Origin of the sequence: Paenibacillus terricola (assembly GCF_014779765.1) — a bacterium.
In the GTDB taxonomy this organism is placed as follows: domain Bacteria; phylum Bacillota; class Bacilli; order Paenibacillales; family Paenibacillaceae; genus Paenibacillus_T; species Paenibacillus_T terricola.
This window is the reverse complement of sequence record NZ_JACXZA010000001.1, coordinates 159748-179717: the sequence shown is the minus strand read 5'-3', so window position 1 is coordinate 179717 and position 19970 is coordinate 159748. Positions and strand designations below refer to the sequence as shown.

At 51.6% G+C, this 19970-nt stretch carries 21 protein-coding genes; 3 read left to right on the top strand and 18 right to left on the bottom strand.

Going from position 1 to position 19970, the window contains the following annotated elements:
- Positions 1 to 146: 146 nt before the first annotated feature.
- The 14 genes from comI to H8B09_RS00765 all read right to left on the bottom strand — a co-directional run bounded on the left by comI (position 147) and on the right by H8B09_RS00765 (position 12430).
- Positions 147 to 242 (bottom strand): competence inhibitor ComI, encoded by a 96-nt coding sequence (gene comI, locus H8B09_RS30290; protein WP_219930283.1) that lies wholly within the window; start codon positions 240 to 242, stop codon positions 147 to 149.
- Between the two features lie 92 nt (positions 243 to 334).
- On the bottom strand, positions 335 to 838 hold the full coding sequence (locus tag H8B09_RS00825; RefSeq protein ID WP_191201597.1) for a DUF6933 domain-containing protein: 504 nt from the start codon (positions 836 to 838) through the stop codon (positions 335 to 337).
- Positions 825 to 1343, bottom strand: coding sequence for a P-loop NTPase family protein (locus H8B09_RS00820; RefSeq protein ID WP_191201596.1), 519 nt, complete (start codon positions 1341 to 1343; stop codon positions 825 to 827). The genes H8B09_RS00825 and H8B09_RS00820 overlap by 14 nt, the downstream gene beginning before the upstream one ends.
- A gap of 49 nt (positions 1344 to 1392) precedes the next feature.
- On the bottom strand, positions 1393 to 3876 hold the full coding sequence (locus H8B09_RS00815; protein ID WP_318152506.1) for an ATP-dependent DNA helicase: 2484 nt from the start codon (positions 3874 to 3876) through the stop codon (positions 1393 to 1395).
- A gap of 151 nt (positions 3877 to 4027) precedes the next feature.
- Positions 4028 to 4681, bottom strand: a complete 654-nt coding sequence (locus tag H8B09_RS00810; protein ID WP_191201595.1) for an L-threonylcarbamoyladenylate synthase — start codon at positions 4679 to 4681, stop codon at positions 4028 to 4030.
- 340 nt (positions 4682 to 5021) lie between these two features.
- A complete protein-coding gene (locus H8B09_RS00805) occupies positions 5022 to 5246 on the bottom strand; it encodes a hypothetical protein (protein WP_191201594.1) in 225 nt (74 codons plus the stop codon).
- A 27-nt stretch (positions 5247 to 5273) separates the two neighbouring features.
- Positions 5274 to 5483, bottom strand: coding sequence for a hypothetical protein (locus H8B09_RS00800; RefSeq protein WP_191201593.1), 210 nt, complete (start codon positions 5481 to 5483; stop codon positions 5274 to 5276).
- Positions 5484 to 5510: 27 nt separating this feature from the next.
- Positions 5511 to 6197 (bottom strand): hypothetical protein, encoded by a 687-nt coding sequence (locus H8B09_RS00795; protein WP_191201592.1) that lies wholly within the window; start codon positions 6195 to 6197, stop codon positions 5511 to 5513.
- A 198-nt stretch (positions 6198 to 6395) separates the two neighbouring features.
- Positions 6396 to 7481 (bottom strand): sulfate ABC transporter substrate-binding protein, encoded by a 1086-nt coding sequence (locus tag H8B09_RS00790; RefSeq protein ID WP_191201591.1) that lies wholly within the window; start codon positions 7479 to 7481, stop codon positions 6396 to 6398.
- 40 nt (positions 7482 to 7521) lie between these two features.
- Entirely contained in the window at positions 7522 to 8586 is a 1065-nt protein-coding gene (locus H8B09_RS00785; protein ID WP_191201590.1) for a sulfate/molybdate ABC transporter ATP-binding protein, read from the bottom strand.
- A gap of 3 nt (positions 8587 to 8589) precedes the next feature.
- Positions 8590 to 9387, bottom strand: a complete 798-nt coding sequence (locus tag H8B09_RS00780) for a sulfate ABC transporter permease subunit (protein WP_191201589.1) — start codon at positions 9385 to 9387, stop codon at positions 8590 to 8592.
- Positions 9384 to 10199 (bottom strand): sulfate ABC transporter permease subunit CysT, encoded by an 816-nt coding sequence (gene cysT / locus H8B09_RS00775; protein ID WP_191201588.1) that lies wholly within the window; start codon positions 10197 to 10199, stop codon positions 9384 to 9386. The genes H8B09_RS00780 and cysT overlap by 4 nt, the downstream gene beginning before the upstream one ends.
- Positions 10200 to 10448: 249 nt before the next feature.
- Positions 10449 to 11081, bottom strand: coding sequence for a YigZ family protein (locus H8B09_RS00770; RefSeq protein ID WP_191201587.1), 633 nt, complete (start codon positions 11079 to 11081; stop codon positions 10449 to 10451).
- Positions 11081 to 12430 (bottom strand): glucose-6-phosphate isomerase, encoded by a 1350-nt coding sequence (locus H8B09_RS00765; protein WP_191201586.1) that lies wholly within the window; start codon positions 12428 to 12430, stop codon positions 11081 to 11083. Before H8B09_RS00765 ends, H8B09_RS00770 begins: the two co-directional genes overlap by 1 nt.
- Positions 12431 to 12537: 107 nt before the next feature.
- On the opposite strand from H8B09_RS00765, the gene H8B09_RS00760 reads away from it, so the two are divergent.
- The gene (locus H8B09_RS00760; RefSeq protein ID WP_191201585.1) at positions 12538 to 13437 is read left to right on the top strand and encodes an NAD(P)-dependent oxidoreductase; all 900 of its coding nucleotides are present in this window, start codon (positions 12538 to 12540) and stop codon (positions 13435 to 13437) included.
- Positions 13438 to 13581: 144 nt separating this feature from the next.
- Here H8B09_RS00760 and ppnP read toward each other — a convergent pair whose 3' ends face one another.
- From ppnP to H8B09_RS00740, 4 genes are all read right to left on the bottom strand, one after another.
- Positions 13582 to 13899 (bottom strand): pyrimidine/purine nucleoside phosphorylase, encoded by a 318-nt coding sequence (gene ppnP / locus H8B09_RS00755; RefSeq protein ID WP_191201584.1) that lies wholly within the window; start codon positions 13897 to 13899, stop codon positions 13582 to 13584.
- 108 nt (positions 13900 to 14007) lie between these two features.
- Complete coding sequence (tkt, locus tag H8B09_RS00750; RefSeq protein ID WP_191201583.1) at positions 14008 to 16026, bottom strand: transketolase; 2019 nt, start codon at positions 16024 to 16026, stop codon at positions 14008 to 14010.
- Between the two features lie 530 nt (positions 16027 to 16556).
- Entirely contained in the window at positions 16557 to 17456 is a 900-nt protein-coding gene (gene purU, locus H8B09_RS00745) for a formyltetrahydrofolate deformylase (protein ID WP_191201582.1), read from the bottom strand.
- 57 nt (positions 17457 to 17513) lie between these two features.
- Positions 17514 to 18641, bottom strand: coding sequence for a deoxyribonuclease IV (locus tag H8B09_RS00740; RefSeq protein WP_191201581.1), 1128 nt, complete (start codon positions 18639 to 18641; stop codon positions 17514 to 17516).
- Positions 18642 to 18963: 322 nt separating this feature from the next.
- Here H8B09_RS00740 and H8B09_RS00735 point away from each other — a divergent pair, with 322 nt between their 5' ends.
- Together H8B09_RS00735 and H8B09_RS00730 are read left to right on the top strand one after the other, a co-directional pair.
- On the top strand, positions 18964 to 19398 hold the full coding sequence (locus H8B09_RS00735; RefSeq protein WP_191202733.1) for a DUF2621 family protein: 435 nt from the start codon (positions 18964 to 18966) through the stop codon (positions 19396 to 19398).
- A 70-nt stretch (positions 19399 to 19468) separates the two neighbouring features.
- Entirely contained in the window at positions 19469 to 19966 is a 498-nt protein-coding gene (locus H8B09_RS00730; protein WP_191201580.1) for a LytA/YqiH family protein, read from the top strand.
- The last annotated feature ends 4 nt before the right edge of the window (positions 19967 to 19970 follow it).

Sequence of the window (19970 nt, the reverse complement as noted above, 5' to 3'; positions counted from 1 at the left end):
ACTTCTTTTTCCAATTATGCTATCATATCAGTAAAGAAGCCGAGTGCTGCGAACACCCGGCTTAACAATTGGCTTGGATGGGTTATCCCTTCTAAAGTTGCTCAGGAAAGAGCCCACCTTCGGCGGAGAACCTTGGGGTGGGTTTTTTACTTTCTCTTGTTGTTGGAATTGATGTAGGTTAAAAGTGCAAGGATAAACGATCCGAACAGAAACATGATCGTTAACGCATCCTTAACTTCCATGGCATCACCTCCTTTCGAAGGGAAACCATGACCACCCAAGATTCAATTGTCCTCTATATTGTACCATCATCTTCCACTTGAATCATCATACCCTAGGTCGTGTATCTGTGCTTGAGTGCATGAGTAAATACCTCAATCGGTTCCTTGTAATCGATTGGTTTATAAATCATTCTATTGTTCCATTTATGTCTTTCATCCGTGTCATCGAATCCTTCTTTGTCAATTTCGAGGGATTTCATAATGAGCATAATTTCATTGGATGTGCTGATCACGCTTCTGCTATCCGTTTTGGCAATGATCGATTCCGTGCATTCGTCTATGTAGGACTGAATCAGATGAGCTGGCAGATCTTCTTTCACTAGATAATCGCTAAGGCAATTCACGACTAACTCTCTGAGCTTATGACTCTGTCCTGTTCTTATGCCGGTTACGGTCAGACTCAGTCTAGATAGATCATTCATAAATACATAATGCTTCTTCCGATATAAAGTAAAAATGTTTACATGCCAGCACATAAGCAAGTCTAAGTGTTCATTCAGATCCGGCTGAACCTTAAGATCCTTTAAGGTATCTTTCGTTGCTTTAAAAATAATCATGATGGATTGTACCTCCTTCTCTTCTCAGAAATCCCCTCGAATCCTTGATTCGAACAATCTTCGAATGATACGGCCGCAACCTTGAATCGAATTCCTCCCGGCTTTGCTCGAAATCTCTCGTCCACCTATACATATTGCGCAGCATATTCCAATCCGACTTATAGCTGCACTTCTCGATGCCCAACTGCTGCTTGATATAGCGTGCGAAAATGCGATACTTCCTCTTCCATAATGGCGGGTCTAATACAATGATCGTATCGGCCATTTCATAGAGGCATCGATACGACGAGCGGTCGACACCTTCGAATATCCAGCCGCCGCTGCGGTCAATATCCGCGATAACCGCCTGCTGTTCTTCCGGTGTCCGCTTGATGCGCCCCTCAACCGTCTGATGATGCACAACGTTATCCAGTTCATGCCACGGAATATTCAACTGTTCCGATAACTGCCTTGCCATAGTCGTCTTGCCGCTTGCTACAATGCCGATGATAAAAATTTTCCGCATTTCGTGACGTCCTCCTCGATCAGCTTCAGCCAGCATGTAACGGTCAAGATCAGTTGAGGCTATTAACCCGAATCACCGTATAGCCGCGCCATTCCGCAGGCAGCAGCCGATTATAAGGCTGCGCCAAATAACGGTCGTCGATCAACAGCAGCCTGCCATAATCCTTCTCCGAGCGGATTAATCGTCCGCCCGCCTGCAATACCTTGTTCATTCCGGGATAGACATAAGCATAGTCGAAGCCGCTTCGTTCCGAGCGCTCGCAATAATCGCGTATCATATCCCGTTCCAGCCCTACCTGCGGCAGTCCTACGCCAACGACGGCCACACCGGTCAACCTATCCCCGACAAGGTCAACGCCTTCGGAGAAAATGCCGCCCATAACAGCGAAGCCAACAAGCGACTCCGTGCTGCCCGCTTGGAACGAAGCAAGGAACGACTCGCGCTCCTCCTCGCTCATAACGCCAGTTTGCACAATGGTTCGAATGGATAACGCAGTCGGTTCGGATGCGAGCAGCGACATGAACGGCTCGTACACATGGTTCATGTAATCATAGGAAGGGAAGAACATAAGTGAATTGCCTGCCTGCGCGCTAACCATCTCATACAGCGCCCTCGCAATGGGTTGATAGCTTCGGTCACGATCCCGGTATCTCGTCGAGAGCGGCATAATCTTAACCTCCAGCTGCTCATGCGAGAACGGGGACGGAACAGACAACGAGTAGTCCTGTTCATTATCGCCGCCAAGCATATCGATGTAGTAAGGCATTGGCGACAGCGTCGCGGAGAAGAAAATCTGCGAGCGGAATCCTTTGCCCGCCTGGCGCAGCAGATGCGACGGATCCAGACAAAACAGCTTGAGCCGTACTTCGCTCTTCCAATGCTCCACAATCGTAACGTAACGCTCATCGTACAACTTCGCGATACGGGTCAGCTGCTGGGCCGCATAATACGTGTCCAGCAGCAGCGCCGCGGCCTCAGGCCCTGCGGCTGACGCTCCGTCGGAAGAGGATGCCAATTCTTGCGCAGCCTCATCTGCGAACGATTCTATAAGCGTGATAAGATCCGCCGGCATCGCCTGCGACACCGCTTGTCCATTGCCGAGCGTAGTCCATGACACTGGCATATTCGCCCTTTCTGGAGCAGACCCATCCCCATTGTCCGCGAATAAATCCCCACCGCCTATCTCCGCGGTCTCTACTGCACGAGCACCATCGCCGTCTTGCGACAAGCTTTTGCGCAGCTCAAGCAGCCAGTCATTCACCGCTTTCGCTGCTTTATGTACACCTGTATTCACACTCTTGTATGCGCGCGTCAGCTGCAAATAAGCATCTTTATTCATAGCTGCCGAGTACATCTCACGACCTCTATCGACCAGGTTATGCGCCTCGTCAACAAGCACCGCTGTCTGCTTCTTGCGCTCCTCGAACATCCGTTTCAGACTGATCCGCGGATCAAAAATATAGTTGTAATCGCCGATAATCGCATCCGATGCATAAGCGGCATCAAGCGACATCTCGAATGGGCATACCCGATGCTTGTGCGCATACTGCTCAATGACGGTTCGCGTCATCATCGTCTCATTGCCCAGCATATCGAGAAGCGCGTCGTTAATGCGGTCATAATAACCTTCCGCATACGGACAATGCTCCTTGGAGCAGCGCACTTCTTCTTGGAAGCAGATTTTGTCCTTCGCCGTGAGCGTAACGCTGTGCATATGCAGACCGCTCTCCTGCATGAGACGGAACGCATCCTCTGCCGCTGTCCTCGTAATCGTCTTGGCAGTCAAATAGAACAGATGCGCAAGCCGTTCCTCGCCAATCGCCTTCACCGCCGGAAACAACGTCGACATCGTCTTGCCGATCCCCGTCGGCGCCTTCGCGAACAGCTTAGCTCCATCCGTCACCGCTTGATAGACAGCGCCTGCGAACTTACGTTGACCTTCCCTATACTGGGCAAAAGGAAACGCCAGCGCCTTCGCGCTCGCAAGCTTCCGCTCCGTATGCTGAATCAGCATGCGTGCATAAGGCGCGTACAGGCGCACTGCGTCCAACACCGTGTCACGCAGCATACTGCTGTCGAGCACCCTCACGAATGCGCGCCGTTCGTCTGTCGTCGTGCTCACATATGTGAGCCGAACCCGCATCTCATCCAATTGACGATCAAGAGCATAGATGTACGCATAACAAATCGCCTGTGCCCAATGGACAACAGGCGCCATATCTCCGTCCTCTGGCAGCGTCCCTGCCGTTGACTTGATCTCATCAATCATGACGCCTTCATCTGTATGCAGCAAGCCGTCACATCGGCCTTCGATGAGAAAGCGGACGCCCTCATAATCCAGCCCCGTCTTAAGCTCATACTCTCGCTCATCTTGAGGGCCGTATTCCGTTTGAAGCGATTGATGTATTCTCGTTCCTTCTGCCAGCGCAGCAGCAGAGCGAAAGCCGGATACGATATCACCGCTTCGGTATGCATATTCAACCAGTTGTCGGACGGACAGCTGAACAGACGGTAAAATATAGGCGTTCTCCACGTTGATACACAGCTCCTAACGGCAGCCTGCCAGAACATTCGTTCCTCTTATTGTAGCATGCCGCCACCCTTATGTGCACATCCTCTACCCGCTCTGGTTGCAAAAGAGGAGGCTGTTCCAATGAACAGCCTCCAGGATTCAACCCAATGACCTATACAATTTCCTTGAAAATCGGCGCGATTGCGTTCAACTGTGCTGCCGTTACATCGCCATATCGTGTAATACGTGGTTCGGTGCCGCTCAGATCGATAATTGTGCTGGACTTCGTCGTGCCCTGCGCCTCGCCTTTCAGAACATAATCGACCTTATCGCCCACTTGGCGCAGCGACAGATCCAGATCGACAAGCACGCCGTCCGCTTGGCCCGACAGATTCGCCGACGTCATCGCGACCGGCATATTCGTATACTTCATCATACCGCGCCATACCGGATTGCTGAGGCAGCCAAGCGATACCGTTGCGCCTCCGCATACCATACGGTCAGAGATCGTGGACTTTCTTGGCAGAATCATGTTGAGCGGCCCTGGCCAGAACGCCTCCGCGAAAGCTTGCACAAGTCCAGGGTCCGGTGCATCGGCATATTCTTTCCATTCGTCCGGCTCCAGGAAGAACAATGTCAGCGCGGAAGTCGCAGGACGGTTCTTAATGGCGAAAGCCCGCTCAATCGCTTCATCCTTCCAAGGGTTCAACGTCAATGCCAGGTTCGTATCGCTCGGCGCAATGACAATCCCTCCATTAACAATACATTCTGCAGCTGTACGGAAACTTGCTTCGTTAGCCTCTAATACTTTCGATTGAGCATTCATGATGATTCACTCCCCTTCTCATTTGCTGCTGTATATCCAAATTAACATCCGTTACCAGAGGAAGCCAATATATGCTATCTATCTTTTTATAGAAAGAAACTATAATGTACGGTTATGTTATTCAATATGATGTTAAGCTCTACATTTCTCAATGCTGCTGCTCTGCCAAACCAAATCCTTCGCGCAGGCGAATGCACAGACTTGTCCACACTTATGGAATAAAGACGAACTCCCCAATAAGCATGTACCGCGCTGCTTGCTGGGGAGTTATATTTATTTACTATCAATCTTAATAATCCTTCAGTCGGGGCCTTGGGCTATTGACCGAACTCAATCGCTGCTAAGCTCCTGGAATAATGACAGACTCTACAAAGCCGAGCACAACATATTCCGCATCGCCATCAGACTTCCGTATGGTCGCATACGACTGCTGTATGGCTTCCAAGACTCCCGTAACAACAACAGCTGCCGTGGATAGGATCACTGTCTCCCCAATGTGGCCCAGCAGTAATTTGTAGATAGCCGTACCCGATTGAGCCGCCAAGTTGTTAATCTCAATGCCCATCCGAATACCTCCCTTCTGATGTACTAGTTAGATCGGGTTCTGGTGCACGTATGCGATATTGACGAAGGGGATGTTGAGATTGTAGAAGACGCCCGAGTCTTCGAACGATACCGTCGCATAGTCGCTGCCCACCTGCGTCAATGTGCCGATGACGGACAGCTGTCCGTAAGCAATCGTAACGACCGTCACCTCATTGCCCAACAAATTACTCAACTGTCCTGATAATGTCATCCCCATGACCGCACGCTCCTTTCAGTCCCAGCCTCACTCTATCGAAGGCGTGCCAATGACTTCAACATTGGTAATAAAATAATACGGGATCGTCATCGTCGTACCGGTCTGCGTGTTGAATTGAAGTTGTAGGTCACTCAGCGAAGAGACAGTGCCGATCGCACCTCCGGTCGGCTGCCCTGTCGTTGTGATGACGAGCGTCTGACCGAAGTTAAGCGCGTCGGTCAATACAGCAATAAGCTCGGAGTAGTCACGTTCTCCTCCTGCGCCTGTCGGCCCAGCTGGTCCTACTGGACCTTGCGGCCCTGCCGCTCCTTGAGGTCCCGCTGCACCGGCAGCGCCTGCTGGACCCTGTAGACCTTGTGGTCCTTGTGGTCCTGCCGCACCAGCTGCACCCGCTGGCCACACCAGTCCCATCGGACCTGCTGGTCCGACTGGACCCACAGTTCCCGCTACCCCTGCCGCGCCAGCTGCACCCGCTGCACCAGCAGACCCTATAGCGCCCGCCGCCCCCGCAGCACCTACCACAGTCTGTTGGAATGGAATAAGCGTTTTGCAATGACGGATGATTCGAACACAACGTCTAACCCGGTGTTTCGTCATCCTTTTTCTCCGATGCGCCTTGGCTCGTCCGCATGCCAGCACTTTACTGCCGCTCCGCCTCATTTGCCGTTTGCGGCTTCTCGATCGATTGCGCAGCTGAGTTCCTATTATGGTCACGCTTACTCTCCTCCACTTGTGTATGCTGTTTCACATTGAACGACTTCTATAAGATATGGAAACAGTTGGCCGGTTGAATAGATCAATGACAAGTAGGCTATCCCCCGATTTTGTGAACAGCACACAAAAAAGCTTCGATGCGGCAGCCTGCCGAACATCGAAGCTTTATGTTGTATATAACCCATTGCTGATGCAAACCTAGATTCCCGCCAATACCTGATACCATACGCCCTTCTTGGAATAAAGCGTATCGCGTACATTTTTCCAGCCGCCCAAGTATTCAATATCGAACAAGCCTTTCGGCTGTTCGAACTGATCCTTAACCTTTGCAGCCGTCTTCTCATTCACCGGACGGAAACCGTATTCTGCGAAGATCTCCTGCGCTTCTTCGGACACTAAGTAGTCGACGAATGCTTGTGCCGCCTCTTCAACACCGTGCTTCTTGGCGTTCTTATTAACAACAGCAGCCGGATTCTCGATCAGAATCGTGTCATCCGGAATAACGATCGTATACGGCACACCTTGCCGAATCCGTGCGCGAAGCTCGTTCTCATACGTTACAATAACGTCGCCAACGCCATATTCGAATGCGGCCATCGATGCCCGGCCGCTCTTATCGAGCGACTCTACATTATGATGGATGCTCTTCAAATACTGCTTCGCATATTCAGCGTCTTTGGTGCCTGTTTCCCGTTCCGCCTTCTTGAGACCCGCGCCATAGATCGCGTTAATATCCCATTGTGCGCCGCCTGACGTCTTCGGATTCGGGTATAGCACCTTCACGCCTTTGTTCGTCAAATCGTCCCAGCCTTTAATGCCAAGCGGATTGCCCTCACGCGTTCCGAGGACAACGACGGAGTCGGTAATCATCCCTTTGTACGCGTTGTCTGCCCAATTATCATTGATAAGTCCGGCTTTCTGGATTTTCTCGATATCGGTTGACATCGCAAGAGCCGCAACATCCGCATCGAAGCCGCCGATTATCGATCTCGCTTGTGTACCCGACGCTTCATACGATTCCTGGAACACAATCTTCTGTCCTGTTTTCTGCTTCCACTGCTCCTGGAACTTCGGCAGCAGCTCTCCGAAAGCATCCTTCACGACTGAGTAAGCACCGATAACGAGCGTGATGTCGCCTTTATTCTGTCCGTTCTGCTCCCCTTCTGCGTTCGTGTTCGTCTCAGAACCACTACCGCAGGCGGTCAGCAGAAGGAGTATGCTGATTCCCGTCAATACGATCTGCACCCGTTGACGGGCAGCTTTGTTAGCTATCCATTTCCACATGAATATTGCCCCTGACCGCATTCTAGTAAACCGAGCCGGATTAGATGAAAATCGGCATCGGATCTTCTTTCAGCTTGTTCTCCATAATCCAGCTGTCATTGTCGTTGAACATATACGCGCGATGAACGAGTACGCTTAGCGCGTCGCCTGGATGAAGCACTTCCTTCTCCAACGAACGGTACGTAATCAACTTCGCATTGCCTGCCTCGATCTCAACCATCCACTCGCTGCCGCGGAAATGCAGCTGCTTCACGCGACCCTCCATCGCAGCGGATGCAAGGCCAATCTCGCCTGGCTTGCCGATCTCGATATATTCCGGACGGATAAGCGCCTTCGTGCCGTGCCAAGCCGCAGCTTCCTCGAAGCCGCGGATCGAACCGATGTTCTCGATAATCGTCGATTCACCAATGAATCCGGCCACGAATGGCGTCTCTGGACTTTTATAAATATCCCAAGGCGTGCCCTTCTGCTCCAGGCGGCCCTTGTTAATAATCATGATCTCGTCGGCAACCTCAATGGCTTCCTCTTGATCATGCGTAACGAAGATCGACGTAATGCCTACGCGCTCAATCAGGTCTTTGAGCCAAGCGCGCAGCTCCGAACGAATCTTCGCGTCAATTGCAGCGAAAGGCTCATCAAGCAGCAGCAACTGCGGCTCTGGCGCAAGCGCACGAGCGAATGCAACACGCTGGCGTTGTCCGCCAGAGAGCTGGTGCGGATAACGATGTTCGAAGCCGAGCAGTCCCGTCAGTTCAACAAGCTCCATGACGCGCTTCTTGATTTGCTCTTTGGACTGTTTCTTAATTTTGAGTCCAAACGCGATATTATCGAACACTGTCATATGCTTGAACAGCGCATAGTTCTGGAATACGAAGCCAATGCCGCGCTCTTGCGGAGGCAGATCGTTCACGCGTTGTCCGAGAAACTCGATATCGCCGGACGTTGGCGTTTCCAGGCCTGCGAGCATACGCAGAATCGACGTTTTACCGCCGCCGCTTGGACCAAGAAGACCGATCAGATGGCCTTTCTCAATCGTAAAGCTGACATCGCGTACTGCGTGAAAATCGCCAAACTGCTTATTTAAATTCCGCACCTCGATATGCATCGTCTAATGCACTTCCTTTCGTTTCTTCGCCCATTCCATGAGCAAAAGCAATCCGACGGAGAAAGCTGCCAATACGAGTGCAACGCCGTTGGCTGCTGTTACATTAAAGTTCTCAACGTCCTGATAGACGAGCGTTGTCGCCGTCTGAGTCTTATTAATAATATTGCCTGAAACGACCAGCACTGCCCCGAATTCACCGAAACATCGTGCGACCGTCAGAACAACACCGTAGATGACGCCCCAGCGAATGGCCGGCCAAGTGACCTTCCAGAACGTGTACCACGAGTACGCTCCTAGCGTCGAGGCCGCTTCCTCCTGGGAACTGCCAATCTCCTGAAGCACCGGCATGATCTCGCGAACCATCATCGGGAACGTCACGAATAAAGTGGCGATAACCATCCCTGGGAATGCGTAAACAATGCTGATGCCCGCATCATTAAGCAACGAGCCCAATGCCGTGTTTGGTCCAAGCAGCAGGACGATCATAAGACCGCCAATGATTGGCGATACGGCAAACGGCAGATCCAGAATGCTGTTAAGCAGCTGCTTCAGCTTGCCCGGCATCCATTCTGCCCGGACGAGATAGAGCGACAGCATAACCCCGAACAACGTGTTGATGATCGTGACAACGATCGTGATAAGTCCGGTCATCATAAGCGCATGCAGCGCTTCAGGTCGGCTCAGCGCATCGGAGAAGCCGCCCCAGCCATCCCCCATAGCGCCGGTAAAGATACGAATTAACGGTATAATTATAAGAATAATAAAAATGATATAAGTGATCGGAATCCATAATTTCTTCATTTGGCGCTCCTCCTCGCTTGAACTCTGCTAACGATCCACAGAATGAGGAAGGAGAAGGTTAACAACAAAATGGAAACCGCCGCTGCTCCTTGCGAGTTGTCGCTCTCGATTTCACCATAAATATAAACGGAAGCGATGAGCGTCTTACCCGGGATGTTGCCAGCTACCAGTACGACTGCGCCAAACTCAGCGAGCGCACGAGAGAATGCAAGCATGCCGCCGCTCAATACGCCTGGCAATAAAGATGGAAAGATAATTCGAATAAACGTCTTAGCTTTCGTCGCGCCCATCGTGTAAGCTGCTTCTTCCTCCGATTTGTCCAGCTCCTCTAGAAGCGGCTGTACGGCACGGATGACGAACGGGAACGTAACGAATACCATTGCAACAACGATTGCAGGCTCATGGAACACAATCTCGAAGCCTAGCTTCTCAGCAAGCGATCCAACCACACTGTTCGGTCCAAGCAGCAGCAGAATCATTAATCCGCCTACTGCGGTCGGCAATGCGAACGGCAGATCGACAAGGCTGTTAAGCAGCCGGCGTCCAGCGAACTTGTAACGGTTCAACGTCCAGCCAATCATTGTGCCTATAAGAATATTGATGATCGCTGCTATAATAGCCAGCTTGACGGTTAACAGCACAGCCTTCCATGCAAGTGGATCGGATATGCTTTCGTAGAATGGTGTCCATCCCAGCGAGAATGATTGCGTGTAAATGCCAATAATCGGGATCACGATTAACATGATGAAGTAGAGCATAACTGTACTTCGGAAACCGAAGCTCCACCATCGGCTGCGGAACTTTAAATTCATATCAGTGGACAGACCTCCAAACCATCGGCTCGAGCCGTAGGACAACGTAGCTTGCCTTGCTTGATATACAATTCCTATTAAAGTACTTGGTATTCTTAATTTAGCAGACGTAAAGGCACCCCGTCAATGCTTTATGTAGAAAATTGATACGTTACATTAGAAATAGTCATATATGTAGAAAAAGAGCCGCTCCATCCGATTGTTATCGAAAATGGAACGGCTCTTCCGCACCCTGTTACTTGCTTATCGTTATTCGCCGTCGATTCGGTAGACTGCCTCGCCTTTCATGATGACGGCCTGCCCTTGCGTCAGATCCGTCACCCATGCGATGAACGAATCGGCTTCATCATCAACTGGCAGGCAGGTCACGGTCACGCGATCGGTAAAATCAGTTCCCTCAACGCGCAGCTCGCGGCCGCGGAACTCATTCTCCAGCTTCCCGTACCACGTGTAATCAACGTCAACGATTACTTCGCGGTGAAGCACATATTCAATCGCTTCGCCTGCCTCTGTGGCAGCAACAGCGCCATCTGCATAGGCACGAATGAGGCCGCCAGCGCCGAGCAGAATGCCGCCGAAATAGCGGGTGACGACGATGGCTACATTTTTGAGACCCTGATTCTTGATGACCTCGAGAATGGGCTTACCTGCAGTGCCGCTAGGCTCACCGTCATCCGATGCCTTCTGAATCTCGTCGCGTTCGCCAATCACATAGGCCGAGCAGTTGTGCGTCGCCTGCCGATGAAGCTTCTTGATCCGTTCAATGAAGGCGATCGCCTCCTCCTCGGAGGCGACCGGCGTGCCATACCCGATAAAACGCGACTTGCGGATGACGATTTCCTTGTCGCCCTCGCGTCTTAGCGTTCGATATCTAGGCAGCATTACAGACGAGCTTCCAGCTCCGCTTTTTCTTTCTCGTAGCCAGGCTTGCCGAGCAGTGCGAACATGTTCTTCTTGTAAGCTTCAACGCCCGGTTGGTCGAACGGATTCACGCCCAGCAGGTAGCCGCTGATGCCGCAAGCTTTCTCGAAGAAGTATACCAGGTAGCCGAACGTGTATGGCGTCATGTCGGCGATGTTAACAATCAGGTTCGGCACTTGACCGTCCGTGTGAGCAAGCAGTGTGCCTTCGAACGCTTTTTTGTTAACGAAATCAAGCGTTTTGCCTTCGAGGAAGTTCAGACCGTCAAGGTCTTCTGCATCGCGCTGAATCGTAATGTGCTCCGCGACTTCCTTCACTTGGATAACCGTCTCGAAGATGTTGCGGTTGCCCTCTTGGATGAATTGGCCCATCGAATGCAGGTCTGTCGAGAAGTCAACAGATGCTGGATAGATGCCTTTGTAGTCTTTGCCTTCGCTCTCGCCGAACAGCTGTTTCCACCATTCCGATACGAAGTGAAGCGATGGCTCGTAGTTCACGAGAATTTCCGTTGCTTTGCCTTTGCGATACAGGGCGTTACGAACAGCTGCGTATTGATAAGCTTCGTTCTCAGCCAGGTTCGGGTTGCTGTATTCAGCGGATGCATCAGCTGCGCCTTTCATCATCGCATCAACGTCGATGCCAGCAACTGCGATTGGCAGGAGGCCTACAGCCGTCAGCACGGAATAGCGTCCGCCCACGTCGTCTGGAATGATGAACGACTCGTAGCCTTCAGCCGTTGCCAGCGTCTTCAGTGCGCCTTTTGCTTTGTCCGTCGTAGCATAGATGCGTGTGCGAGCTTCTTCTTTGCCGTATTTCTTCTCGAGTGCGTCTTTGAAGATACGGAAAGCGATTGCCGGCTCCGTCGTCGTACCCGATTTGGAGATGACGTTGATCGACCAGTTACGGCCTTCAAGCAGCTGCAGAAGGTGCGTTACATAAGTCGAGCTGATGTTGTTGCCTGCGAAGAAAATTTGCGGCGTTTTGCGGTTAGCGTCCGTCTGAACGTTGTAGAACGAGTTCGACAGCATTTCGATCGCTGCGCGAGCGCCGAGGTACGAACCGCCGATACCGATAACGATCAGTACTTCGGAATCGGATTGAATCTTCGAAGCCGCTTGTTTGATGCGTGCGAATTCTTCTTTGTCATATGCCGTAGGAAGGTCGATCCAACCAAGGTAGTCGGAACCTGCGCCCGTACCGTTATGAAGCTGCTCATGCGCCAGTTTCACTTGGCTTGTCAGGTAATCAACCTCGTGCTGGCCGACGAACGTCAATGCTTTGCTGTAATCAAATTGAACTGTTTTACTCATCAGTATTGCCTCCCTAAAATCATGATTTGAGGATTATGTTACAATACAAGGTGAAGATTTATTGTTTAAAGCAAGCAAAACGATTATAGAAAGCAGGTGTTATTGCTATGACAACATCCATTGGTTTTATCGGCCTTGGCACGATGGGCTACGCTATGGCAGCCAACCTGCTGAGCAAAGGCTTCGAAGTGACCGTCTATAACCGCACCGCCGCTAAGGCGGAGCAGCTTCGCGAGCTTGGTGCAGCGATTGCTGCAACCCCGGCTGAAGCTGCCCGCGGTCGTTCGATCGTCATTACGATGGTCAGCAACGACGATTCGATCCGCGACGTTTATGATGGCGAGACAGGCATTTTCTCCGCCGTATCCGAAGGTACGGTAATCGTCGACAGCAGCACGATTTCACCCGATCTGGCACGTCGTCTAGCAGCAGATGCGGCTGACCGTGGAGCTGTCTTCCTCGATGCTCCGGTCACGGGCAGCAAGCCTGCAGCCGAAGCTGGCATGCTTGTATTCATGGTCGGAGGCAGCGCCAAGGCGGCGCTTGCCGTGGAACCTGTCCTGCTCGCAATGGGACGGAAGGTCATTCCGATGGGACCAAGCGGCAGCGGTGCCGTTGCGAAGCTGGCCCACAATACAGTCGTCGGCATTAATACCGCAGCGCTGATGGAGGGCTTCGCCATTGCTGCCAAAGGCGGCATTGACGGCGGCTCCTTCCTTGAGCTCATCCAGTCTGGCGGTGCTGCGAGCAAAGCAGCTGAGCTGAAGGGCAGCAAGCTGCTCGATCAAGACTACAGCGTGCAGTTCGCGCTTGAGCTAATGCTCAAGGACTTGCGGCTGTCGTCGGTTCTGTCCGATAAGCTTGGTGTTCCAACGCCTCTGCTTGAAGCAGCCAAGAGCCTGTACCAAGTCGGCGACACAGCCGGTCATGGCCAGCTTGATCTGTCAGCCGTTGCGAAAGTATACGAGCAGTGGATCGGACGAGCTATTGGCGAAGCCAAATCATGAAGTAAATGAAGTTCCGCAAAGTGAAAGTCTTATATGGTTAACGAGAAGGCCGCATGCGACAAGCATGCGGCCTTCTCGTCCGCTGTCGAATTCGACTCATGCGTCTTCCTCCACTAGCGCCGTACCAAGCTCAGCTGCTCATTCTTACTCGTGGATATAAGAGCAGATATAATCGGTAACTGTTGCGATTTGAAGCTTGAATTTCGTATTAGCAGGTACGGTGAACTCGCCCTTGCCTTGAATATGTAACCATTCTGTCTCGCCTGGCAGCAGCACCTTCAGGTCGCCCGCCTGGATCTCCATAATTTCGATGCAGTCTGTACCGAACTCATAGTCGCCTGGCATCATAATGCCGAGCGTCTTCTTCGTGCCATCTGCAAAAATAACAGCGCGGCTCGTTACTTTGCCATCGAAATACACGTTTGCTTCTTTTACTACCGATACATTATCGAACTGAGACATTAGTCAACTCTCCCTTGCATGAATGAAATAAGAGGTCGATCAACACGCACTATAAGAAAGCAAAGGCGCGGCGCGGATAGCGCTGCGCCTTATGCTTAAGCCGTGTGACTATTTCAACAGACCTTTAACTTTGCTGACAACATTCTCAACCGTGAAGCCGTACTCTTTGATGACGCGGTCGCCAGGAGCGGATGCGCCAAACGTGTTGATGCCGAGTACTGCGCCTTGGTCGCCGACGAAACGATCCCAACCGAACGGATGAGCCATCTCGATTGCTAGACGAGCTTTAACATTCGGCAGCAATACGGAGTCTTTGTACTCCTGCGATTGCTTGTCGAACAGATCCCAGCTCGGCATGCTGATAACGCGAACTTGGATACCTTCTGCAGCCAGCGCTTGTTGAGCCGCTACAGCCAGTTGAACTTCGGAACCCGTTGCGATGATTTGTGCAACTGGTTGGCCGTTCGCTGCTTCGGAGATAACGTAAGCGCCTTTTTTGATGCCTTCGCGCGCTTTATCAGCCGTACCTTCGAGTACAGGCAGGTTTTGACGCGACAGCACGAGCGCAACTGGGTTCGATTTGTTCTCTACCGAGTAAGCCCAAGCAGCGGACGTCTCGTTAGCGTCAGCCGGACGGATAACCGTCAGGTCAGGGATGATGCGCAGCGATGCAAGCTGCTCGATTGGTTCGTGCGTAGGGCCGTCTTCGCCGACTGCGATCGAGTCGTGCGTCAGTACATACGTTACTGGCAGCTTCATCAGTGCCGACAGACGAACTGCTGGACGCAGGTAGTCGGTGAATACGAAGAACGTACCGCCGTATACTTTGAGACCGCCATGCAGCGTGATGCCGTTCATTGCAGCAGCCATACCGAACTCACGAATACCGAAGTAAATGTTTCGGCCGTCGTATTGACCTGCTTTGTACACCGGCAATCCTTTAAGATGCGTCATCGTCGAACTTTCGAGGTCAGCGGAACCGCCCACGAAGCTCGGAATGTTCTTAGCCAGGCCGTTCAGAGCGTTGCCGGAAGCAACACGCGTCGACAGCGGCTTGTCTTCCGTCGTGTAAGCCGGAAGGTCAGCGTCCCAACCTGCTGGCAGATCGCCGGCAATTGCCGTTTCGAACTGTGCAGCGAGTTCTGGGTTAGCTTCTTTATATTGTGCAAAAGCAGCGTCCCAAGCAGCGTTTGCTTTCTCGCCTGCTTGCTTCACTTCGCCAAAGTGTGCCGATACTTCAGCAGGAACCGTGAACGGCTCATGCTCCCAGTTGTAGAACTGTTTCGTCAGAACTGTCTCGTCCGGACCGAGTGGGGAACCGTGCGGGCCTGCATGGCCGCCTTTGCCGCCTTTATTCGGGCTGCCGTAGCCGATAACCGTCTTCACTTCAATCAGCGTTGGCTTGGAAGCTTCCGCTTGTGCTGCCGAGATTGCTTTGGAGATTGCCTCCAGATCGTTGCCGTCTTCTACGCGCAGCACTTGCCAGCCGTAGCTTTCGAAACGCTTCTGAACGAGCTCCGAGCTCGACAAGTTCAGCTCGCCGTCGAGCGTGATGTCGTTCGAATCGAACAGTACAACAAGCTTTCCGAGCTTCAAGTGGCCTGCGAGAGAAGCCGCTTCATGGGAGATGCCTTCCATGAGGTCGCCGTCGCCGCAAATGGAATACGTATAGTGATCAACGACTTTAAAGCCGTCTTTATTGTAAGTAGCGCCGAGTTGTGCTTCCGCCATCGCCATGCCGACAGCCATTGCAAAGCCTTGACCGAGCGGACCCGTCGTAGCGTCAACGCCTGCCGTGTGGCCGAACTCTGGGTGACCAGGTGTCTTGGAACCCCATTGACGGAAGTTTTTGATCTCTTCGATCGACAGACCGTAGCCGGACAGATGAAGAAGGCTGTAAAGCAGCATCGAACCATGGCCTGCGGACAGGACGAAACGGTCCCGGTTAATCCAGGATGGATTCGAAGGATTGTGTACCATCGTTTTTGCGAACAATTGGTAGCCCATTGGCGCTGCACCCATCGGCATGCCCGGGTGGCCCGATTTCGATTTTTCGATCGCGTCGATCGCCAGCGTGCGAATCGTGTCGATCGAAAGCTGATCGATGGACTTTTGCGTAACTGTCATTGCTAAATTCCTCCTATTTGCCCTTTATAATGCCTTTATTATCTCTCTGTATGGATAATGCGCGCTTGTACTAGCGTGCGCAATGGCTTTGAAATATTGTACCACTCTCCAAGGTGCATTACCATATCTAAATACGGTGCGGGGCGATTACGATATCCGATGCCATTCATAAAAATATATTATACAGACGAGCAAATTCAAGCTTAAACCGAACGTTCATCGGAAAATAATAAAAAACTTTCGTAAAGTTCGATAATTACCAACCTTGACAGATGCACACAAAATGGCTCTATTGGCAGCGGCGTCTGTGTAAAATTTAGTGCCGTTCCAATAGAGCCTTGGATATGTGAACAGGCTGCCGGGCAGTATGCTGCCTCGGCAGTACCAGCCAATATTAGCGTTGCCAGACGCAGCATGAATTAATCGTCTTTATGAAGGTACTGTTGCAAAATGACATACGAACGAGCAAAAGGCTGTCCAGAAGTCATTATCGGAGAATGACGTTCGGGACAGCCTTGTTTATAACCCTTTTAGTTAAACACTACCGTCTTGTTCTGATGCACGAGAAGTCTGTCCTCGATGTGCCATTTAACAGCACGAGCAAGGACGACTCGCTCAATCGTACGGCCGATGCGCTTCAAGTTGTCAACGTTGTCGCGATGCGTTACACGCTGCACGTCCTGATCGATAATCGGGCCGCCGTCGAGCTCTTCCGTCACATAATGCGCCGTTGCGCCGATAATCTTCACACCGCGCTGATATGCTTGATGATACGGCTTGCCTCCGACGAACGCCGGCAAGAACGAGTGGTGAATGTTAATGATACGATTCGGGAACTGCTCGATGAACTTCTGCGGGATGATCTGCATGTATCGCGCAAGCACGATGAGATCGATTTTGTCCGCAACAAGCTCCATCTGCTTGCGTTCCGCTTCCGGCTTCGAATCAGCCGTAACCGGGATATGATGATACGGAATGCCGAAGCCTTCGACCAGGCCGCGCATATCGTTATGATTACTCACAACCATCGCAATCTCTGCATCCAAGTCGCCCGCCTGCCACTGCCAGAGCAGCTCGAGCAGACAGTGGTCTTCCTTCGATACGAAGATCGCGATCCGTTTCTTGCGGCTTGCGCGGAATGTGTGCCATTTCATCTCGAAACGGTCTGCCACCCGTGTGAAGTCCTCTTGAAGAATCGGAAGCTCGCGCTCCATATCGTTCAAATCAAACTCAAAGCGGATGAAGAACATGCCGCCTTCCGGATCCATCGTATACTGATCCGATTGCACAATGTTCGCGCCGTGCTCATGCAAGAAATGCGACACAGCCGCGACGATGCCCGGTCGATCCGGGCAGGAAATCAGCATCCGAGCGCGCTTGCTTGTGTCGCTGCGCTGCTGGGACTGCTGAGGTTGATAAGGTTGTTGCATAGCGAACCATTCATCCTCTCGCTCACACTTACTAATTCAATATTTGCAAGCTAGGCATTACGCATTAACGAGCGCTGCCTTGCCTGCGAACCAACCGATCAGACGGTGGTTGATATGCTCCTCGGACAGTTCCGGGAACACGCTGTGTTCCATAATAAGATCATACAGACGATCCATCGGCTCGCGCGGATCCGCTTTCTTAGCCTTAGCGTCATTCTTCAGTACATCCCACACGTTCAAAACGTATGGACGAGCCTCGATCGACATGTCGGAGAAGAAGCGCTGCAGACGCTCTACATCGTCGAAGTACGATGCGCCGAAACGTTCAGCCGCATCGCCGCGAAGCAATGCGATTTCCGCTTCATACATCGGACGCTCTTTCTTGTCGTCTTTGCCGATCCATGGCGTCTCCAGAATGAATGGACGGCCAGCCAGCGCCTCGTGATGAACAACATTGCGAATGCCTTCATAACCGATCCAGCCAGCGCCAACAGGAGCATGGCGGTCTTTGCCCGCGCCGCGAGGATTCTTGCTGTCGTTCAAGTGAACGACAGCGATTCGATTCAAGCCGACAATGCGATCGAACTCAGCGAGCACGCCATCCAGATCATTGACGATATCGTAACCAGCATCATGAATGTGGCACGTATCCATGCAGACCGTCAGACGCTCGTTGTCGCGAACTTTATCGATGATCGCAGCAATCTCATCGAAGCTGCGGCCGATCTCCGTCCCTTTGCCCGCCATCGTCTCAAGCGCGATGTTGACCTTCGTCTCCTTCGTGCCTTCGAGCACGAGGTTAAGGCCTGCAGCAATCCGATTGATGCCGTACTCCGCATCCTTGTCCGTATAAGCACCAGGGTGAAGTACGATATTGCTTACGCCGAGGTAGTCCGTGCGGCGAATTTCCTCTTGAAGAAAGTTGACGGCGAGCTCGAACGTATCGTCCTTGTAAGAGCCAAGGTTAACGATGTACGGCGCATGCACGACGATCTCGTCGATATTCGCCTTGCGCATAGCTGCGCGTCCTTCTTCAATATATAATGTGTCAATCGGCTTGCGCCGGGTGTTTTGCGGTGCACCTGTGTAAATCATGAATGAGCTGGAGCCGTAGGATACCGCTTCTTCAGCAGCCGTAAGCAGTCCTTTGTCAGAAAATGAAACATGGGAGCCTATTTTCAACATTGAGATTGTACGCCCCTTTCTTAAATATAAGACTATATAAGTTACATACGTAATACGTAAGCTTACCACATAAGAATTTATAAGCTTCCCAATCATCAGGAAAGATTTAAATTCTTATTGGCGATAAAGCCTACCTCTAACCGCGGTCGCTCAACCTCGAATGGCTTCGATTGAGGTTTACTCATATTTCTCCGGAATGAAACGCACAGCGCCGTATAAAGAACGGCACAGCCGTTTCACCTTGAATCACCCCTTATTGTACAAGCAATATCGAAATAAATCTAGGAATACGGTATAATTCATCAAGAGGTGAATGCTAACCATGAATGGACAAGGCTGGTTCATGTATTTCATTATTTTCTGGGTCGTCGTCATGATCGGATTCATGTCGATCGGCGGCTTTATGATGTTCCGCAAATTTCTTAAAGTACTGCCCAAGCGAGACGGCAAATCGAAGCTCGATTGGCAAAATTATTGGGTCGACCGCAGCCGCGGCATGTGGAGCGACGATTCCAAATCGTTCTTAGAAGAACTCGTGTCGCCGGTGCCAAGCGCTTTCCGCGATATTGCACGGCATTCGATTGCTGCACGAATCGCACAGGTTGCCATTGAGAAAGGCGACCCGGAAGTATCGCGCGATCACTGCATCGAAGGCTATATCCGGGCAACGCCGAAGCGAGATTATCGAAGCCTCGTCAGCTTCCTGAATAAACGGGGAATCGACTATTCTGCCTTCACGCATCTGCTGAACAAGTAAGGCTTGCGATTAATCCGGGCCGCAGCAGGGTAATACATACTGAAATCGAACGGCCAGGAGGTACAACCACATGAACGTATTGAATCAGCAAAGAAAAAGCCGCACCGTGCGCACGATTGCAGCATCCATCCTACTAGCAGCGCTTATGACGACTGCAGCCTGCGGCGATAAATCCAAATCACTGAACAACGGCAGCAGCGTGGAAAGCTCCGCGAATGGCAGCGAATCGACAGGCGTCGCAGAGACAGGCACTGCAGACTCGGATTCCGATACGGAATCAAGCGATAGCGATCAATCAACTCAAGCGGGCAGCGGCGCAGAAGATGCAACTTCCGCTTCGAATAATGAAGTGAAGCAAACGACGGGCACCTATAACGGATTAGCAGACTCCCACTCTGCGGAGATTACGACAGAGGAAGGCGTATTCGTCTATCAATTGACGGAACAGTCGGAGGCACAAGCATCCGCTATCCCTAGCAATTCGAAAGTTAAGATCGAATATACCGAGCAATCGAGCGGTGACAGCAGCACTCGTCAGTTGACGAAGATCGAGGCTGTCAAGGAATAAGAAT

Bases quoted from the DNA above. Each gene is read 5' to 3' on its own strand.
- H8B09_RS00765 (WP_191201586.1), bottom strand. From the start codon at position 12,430: ATGAGTAAAACAGTTCAATTTGATTACAGCAAAGCATTGACGTTCGTC.
- cysT (WP_191201588.1), bottom strand. From the start codon at position 10,199: ATGAATTTAAAGTTCCGCAGCCGATGGTGGAGCTTCGGTTTCCGAAGT.
- H8B09_RS00785 (WP_191201590.1), bottom strand. From the start codon at position 8,586: ATGCATATCGAGGTGCGGAATTTAAATAAGCAGTTTGGCGATTTTCAC.
- H8B09_RS00770 (WP_191201587.1), bottom strand. From the start codon at position 11,081: ATGCTGCCTAGATATCGAACGCTAAGACGCGAGGGCGACAAGGAAATC.
- tkt (WP_191201583.1), bottom strand. From the start codon at position 16,026: ATGACAGTTACGCAAAAGTCCATCGATCAGCTTTCGATCGACACGATT.
- H8B09_RS00820 (WP_191201596.1), bottom strand. From the start codon at position 1,343: ATGCGGAAAATTTTTATCATCGGCATTGTAGCAAGCGGCAAGACGACT.
- H8B09_RS00825 (WP_191201597.1), bottom strand. From the start codon at position 838: ATGATTATTTTTAAAGCAACGAAAGATACCTTAAAGGATCTTAAGGTT.
- H8B09_RS00805 (WP_191201594.1), bottom strand. From the start codon at position 5,246: ATGGGCATTGAGATTAACAACTTGGCGGCTCAATCGGGTACGGCTATC.
- H8B09_RS00810 (WP_191201595.1), bottom strand. From the start codon at position 4,681: ATGAATGCTCAATCGAAAGTATTAGAGGCTAACGAAGCAAGTTTCCGT.
- comI (WP_219930283.1), bottom strand. From the start codon at position 242: ATGGAAGTTAAGGATGCGTTAACGATCATGTTTCTGTTCGGATCGTTT.
- ppnP (WP_191201584.1), bottom strand. From the start codon at position 13,899: ATGTCTCAGTTCGATAATGTATCGGTAGTAAAAGAAGCAAACGTGTAT.
- H8B09_RS00780 (WP_191201589.1), bottom strand. From the start codon at position 9,387: ATGAAGAAATTATGGATTCCGATCACTTATATCATTTTTATTATTCTT.
- purU (WP_191201582.1), bottom strand. From the start codon at position 17,456: ATGCAACAACCTTATCAACCTCAGCAGTCCCAGCAGCGCAGCGACACA.
- H8B09_RS00790 (WP_191201591.1), bottom strand. From the start codon at position 7,481: ATGTGGAAATGGATAGCTAACAAAGCTGCCCGTCAACGGGTGCAGATC.
- H8B09_RS00735 (WP_191202733.1), top strand. From the start codon at position 18,964: ATGAATGGACAAGGCTGGTTCATGTATTTCATTATTTTCTGGGTCGTC.
- H8B09_RS00800 (WP_191201593.1), bottom strand. From the start codon at position 5,483: ATGGGGATGACATTATCAGGACAGTTGAGTAATTTGTTGGGCAATGAG.
- H8B09_RS00760 (WP_191201585.1), top strand. From the start codon at position 12,538: ATGACAACATCCATTGGTTTTATCGGCCTTGGCACGATGGGCTACGCT.
- H8B09_RS00730 (WP_191201580.1), top strand. From the start codon at position 19,469: ATGAACGTATTGAATCAGCAAAGAAAAAGCCGCACCGTGCGCACGATT.
- H8B09_RS00740 (WP_191201581.1), bottom strand. From the start codon at position 18,641: ATGTTGAAAATAGGCTCCCATGTTTCATTTTCTGACAAAGGACTGCTT.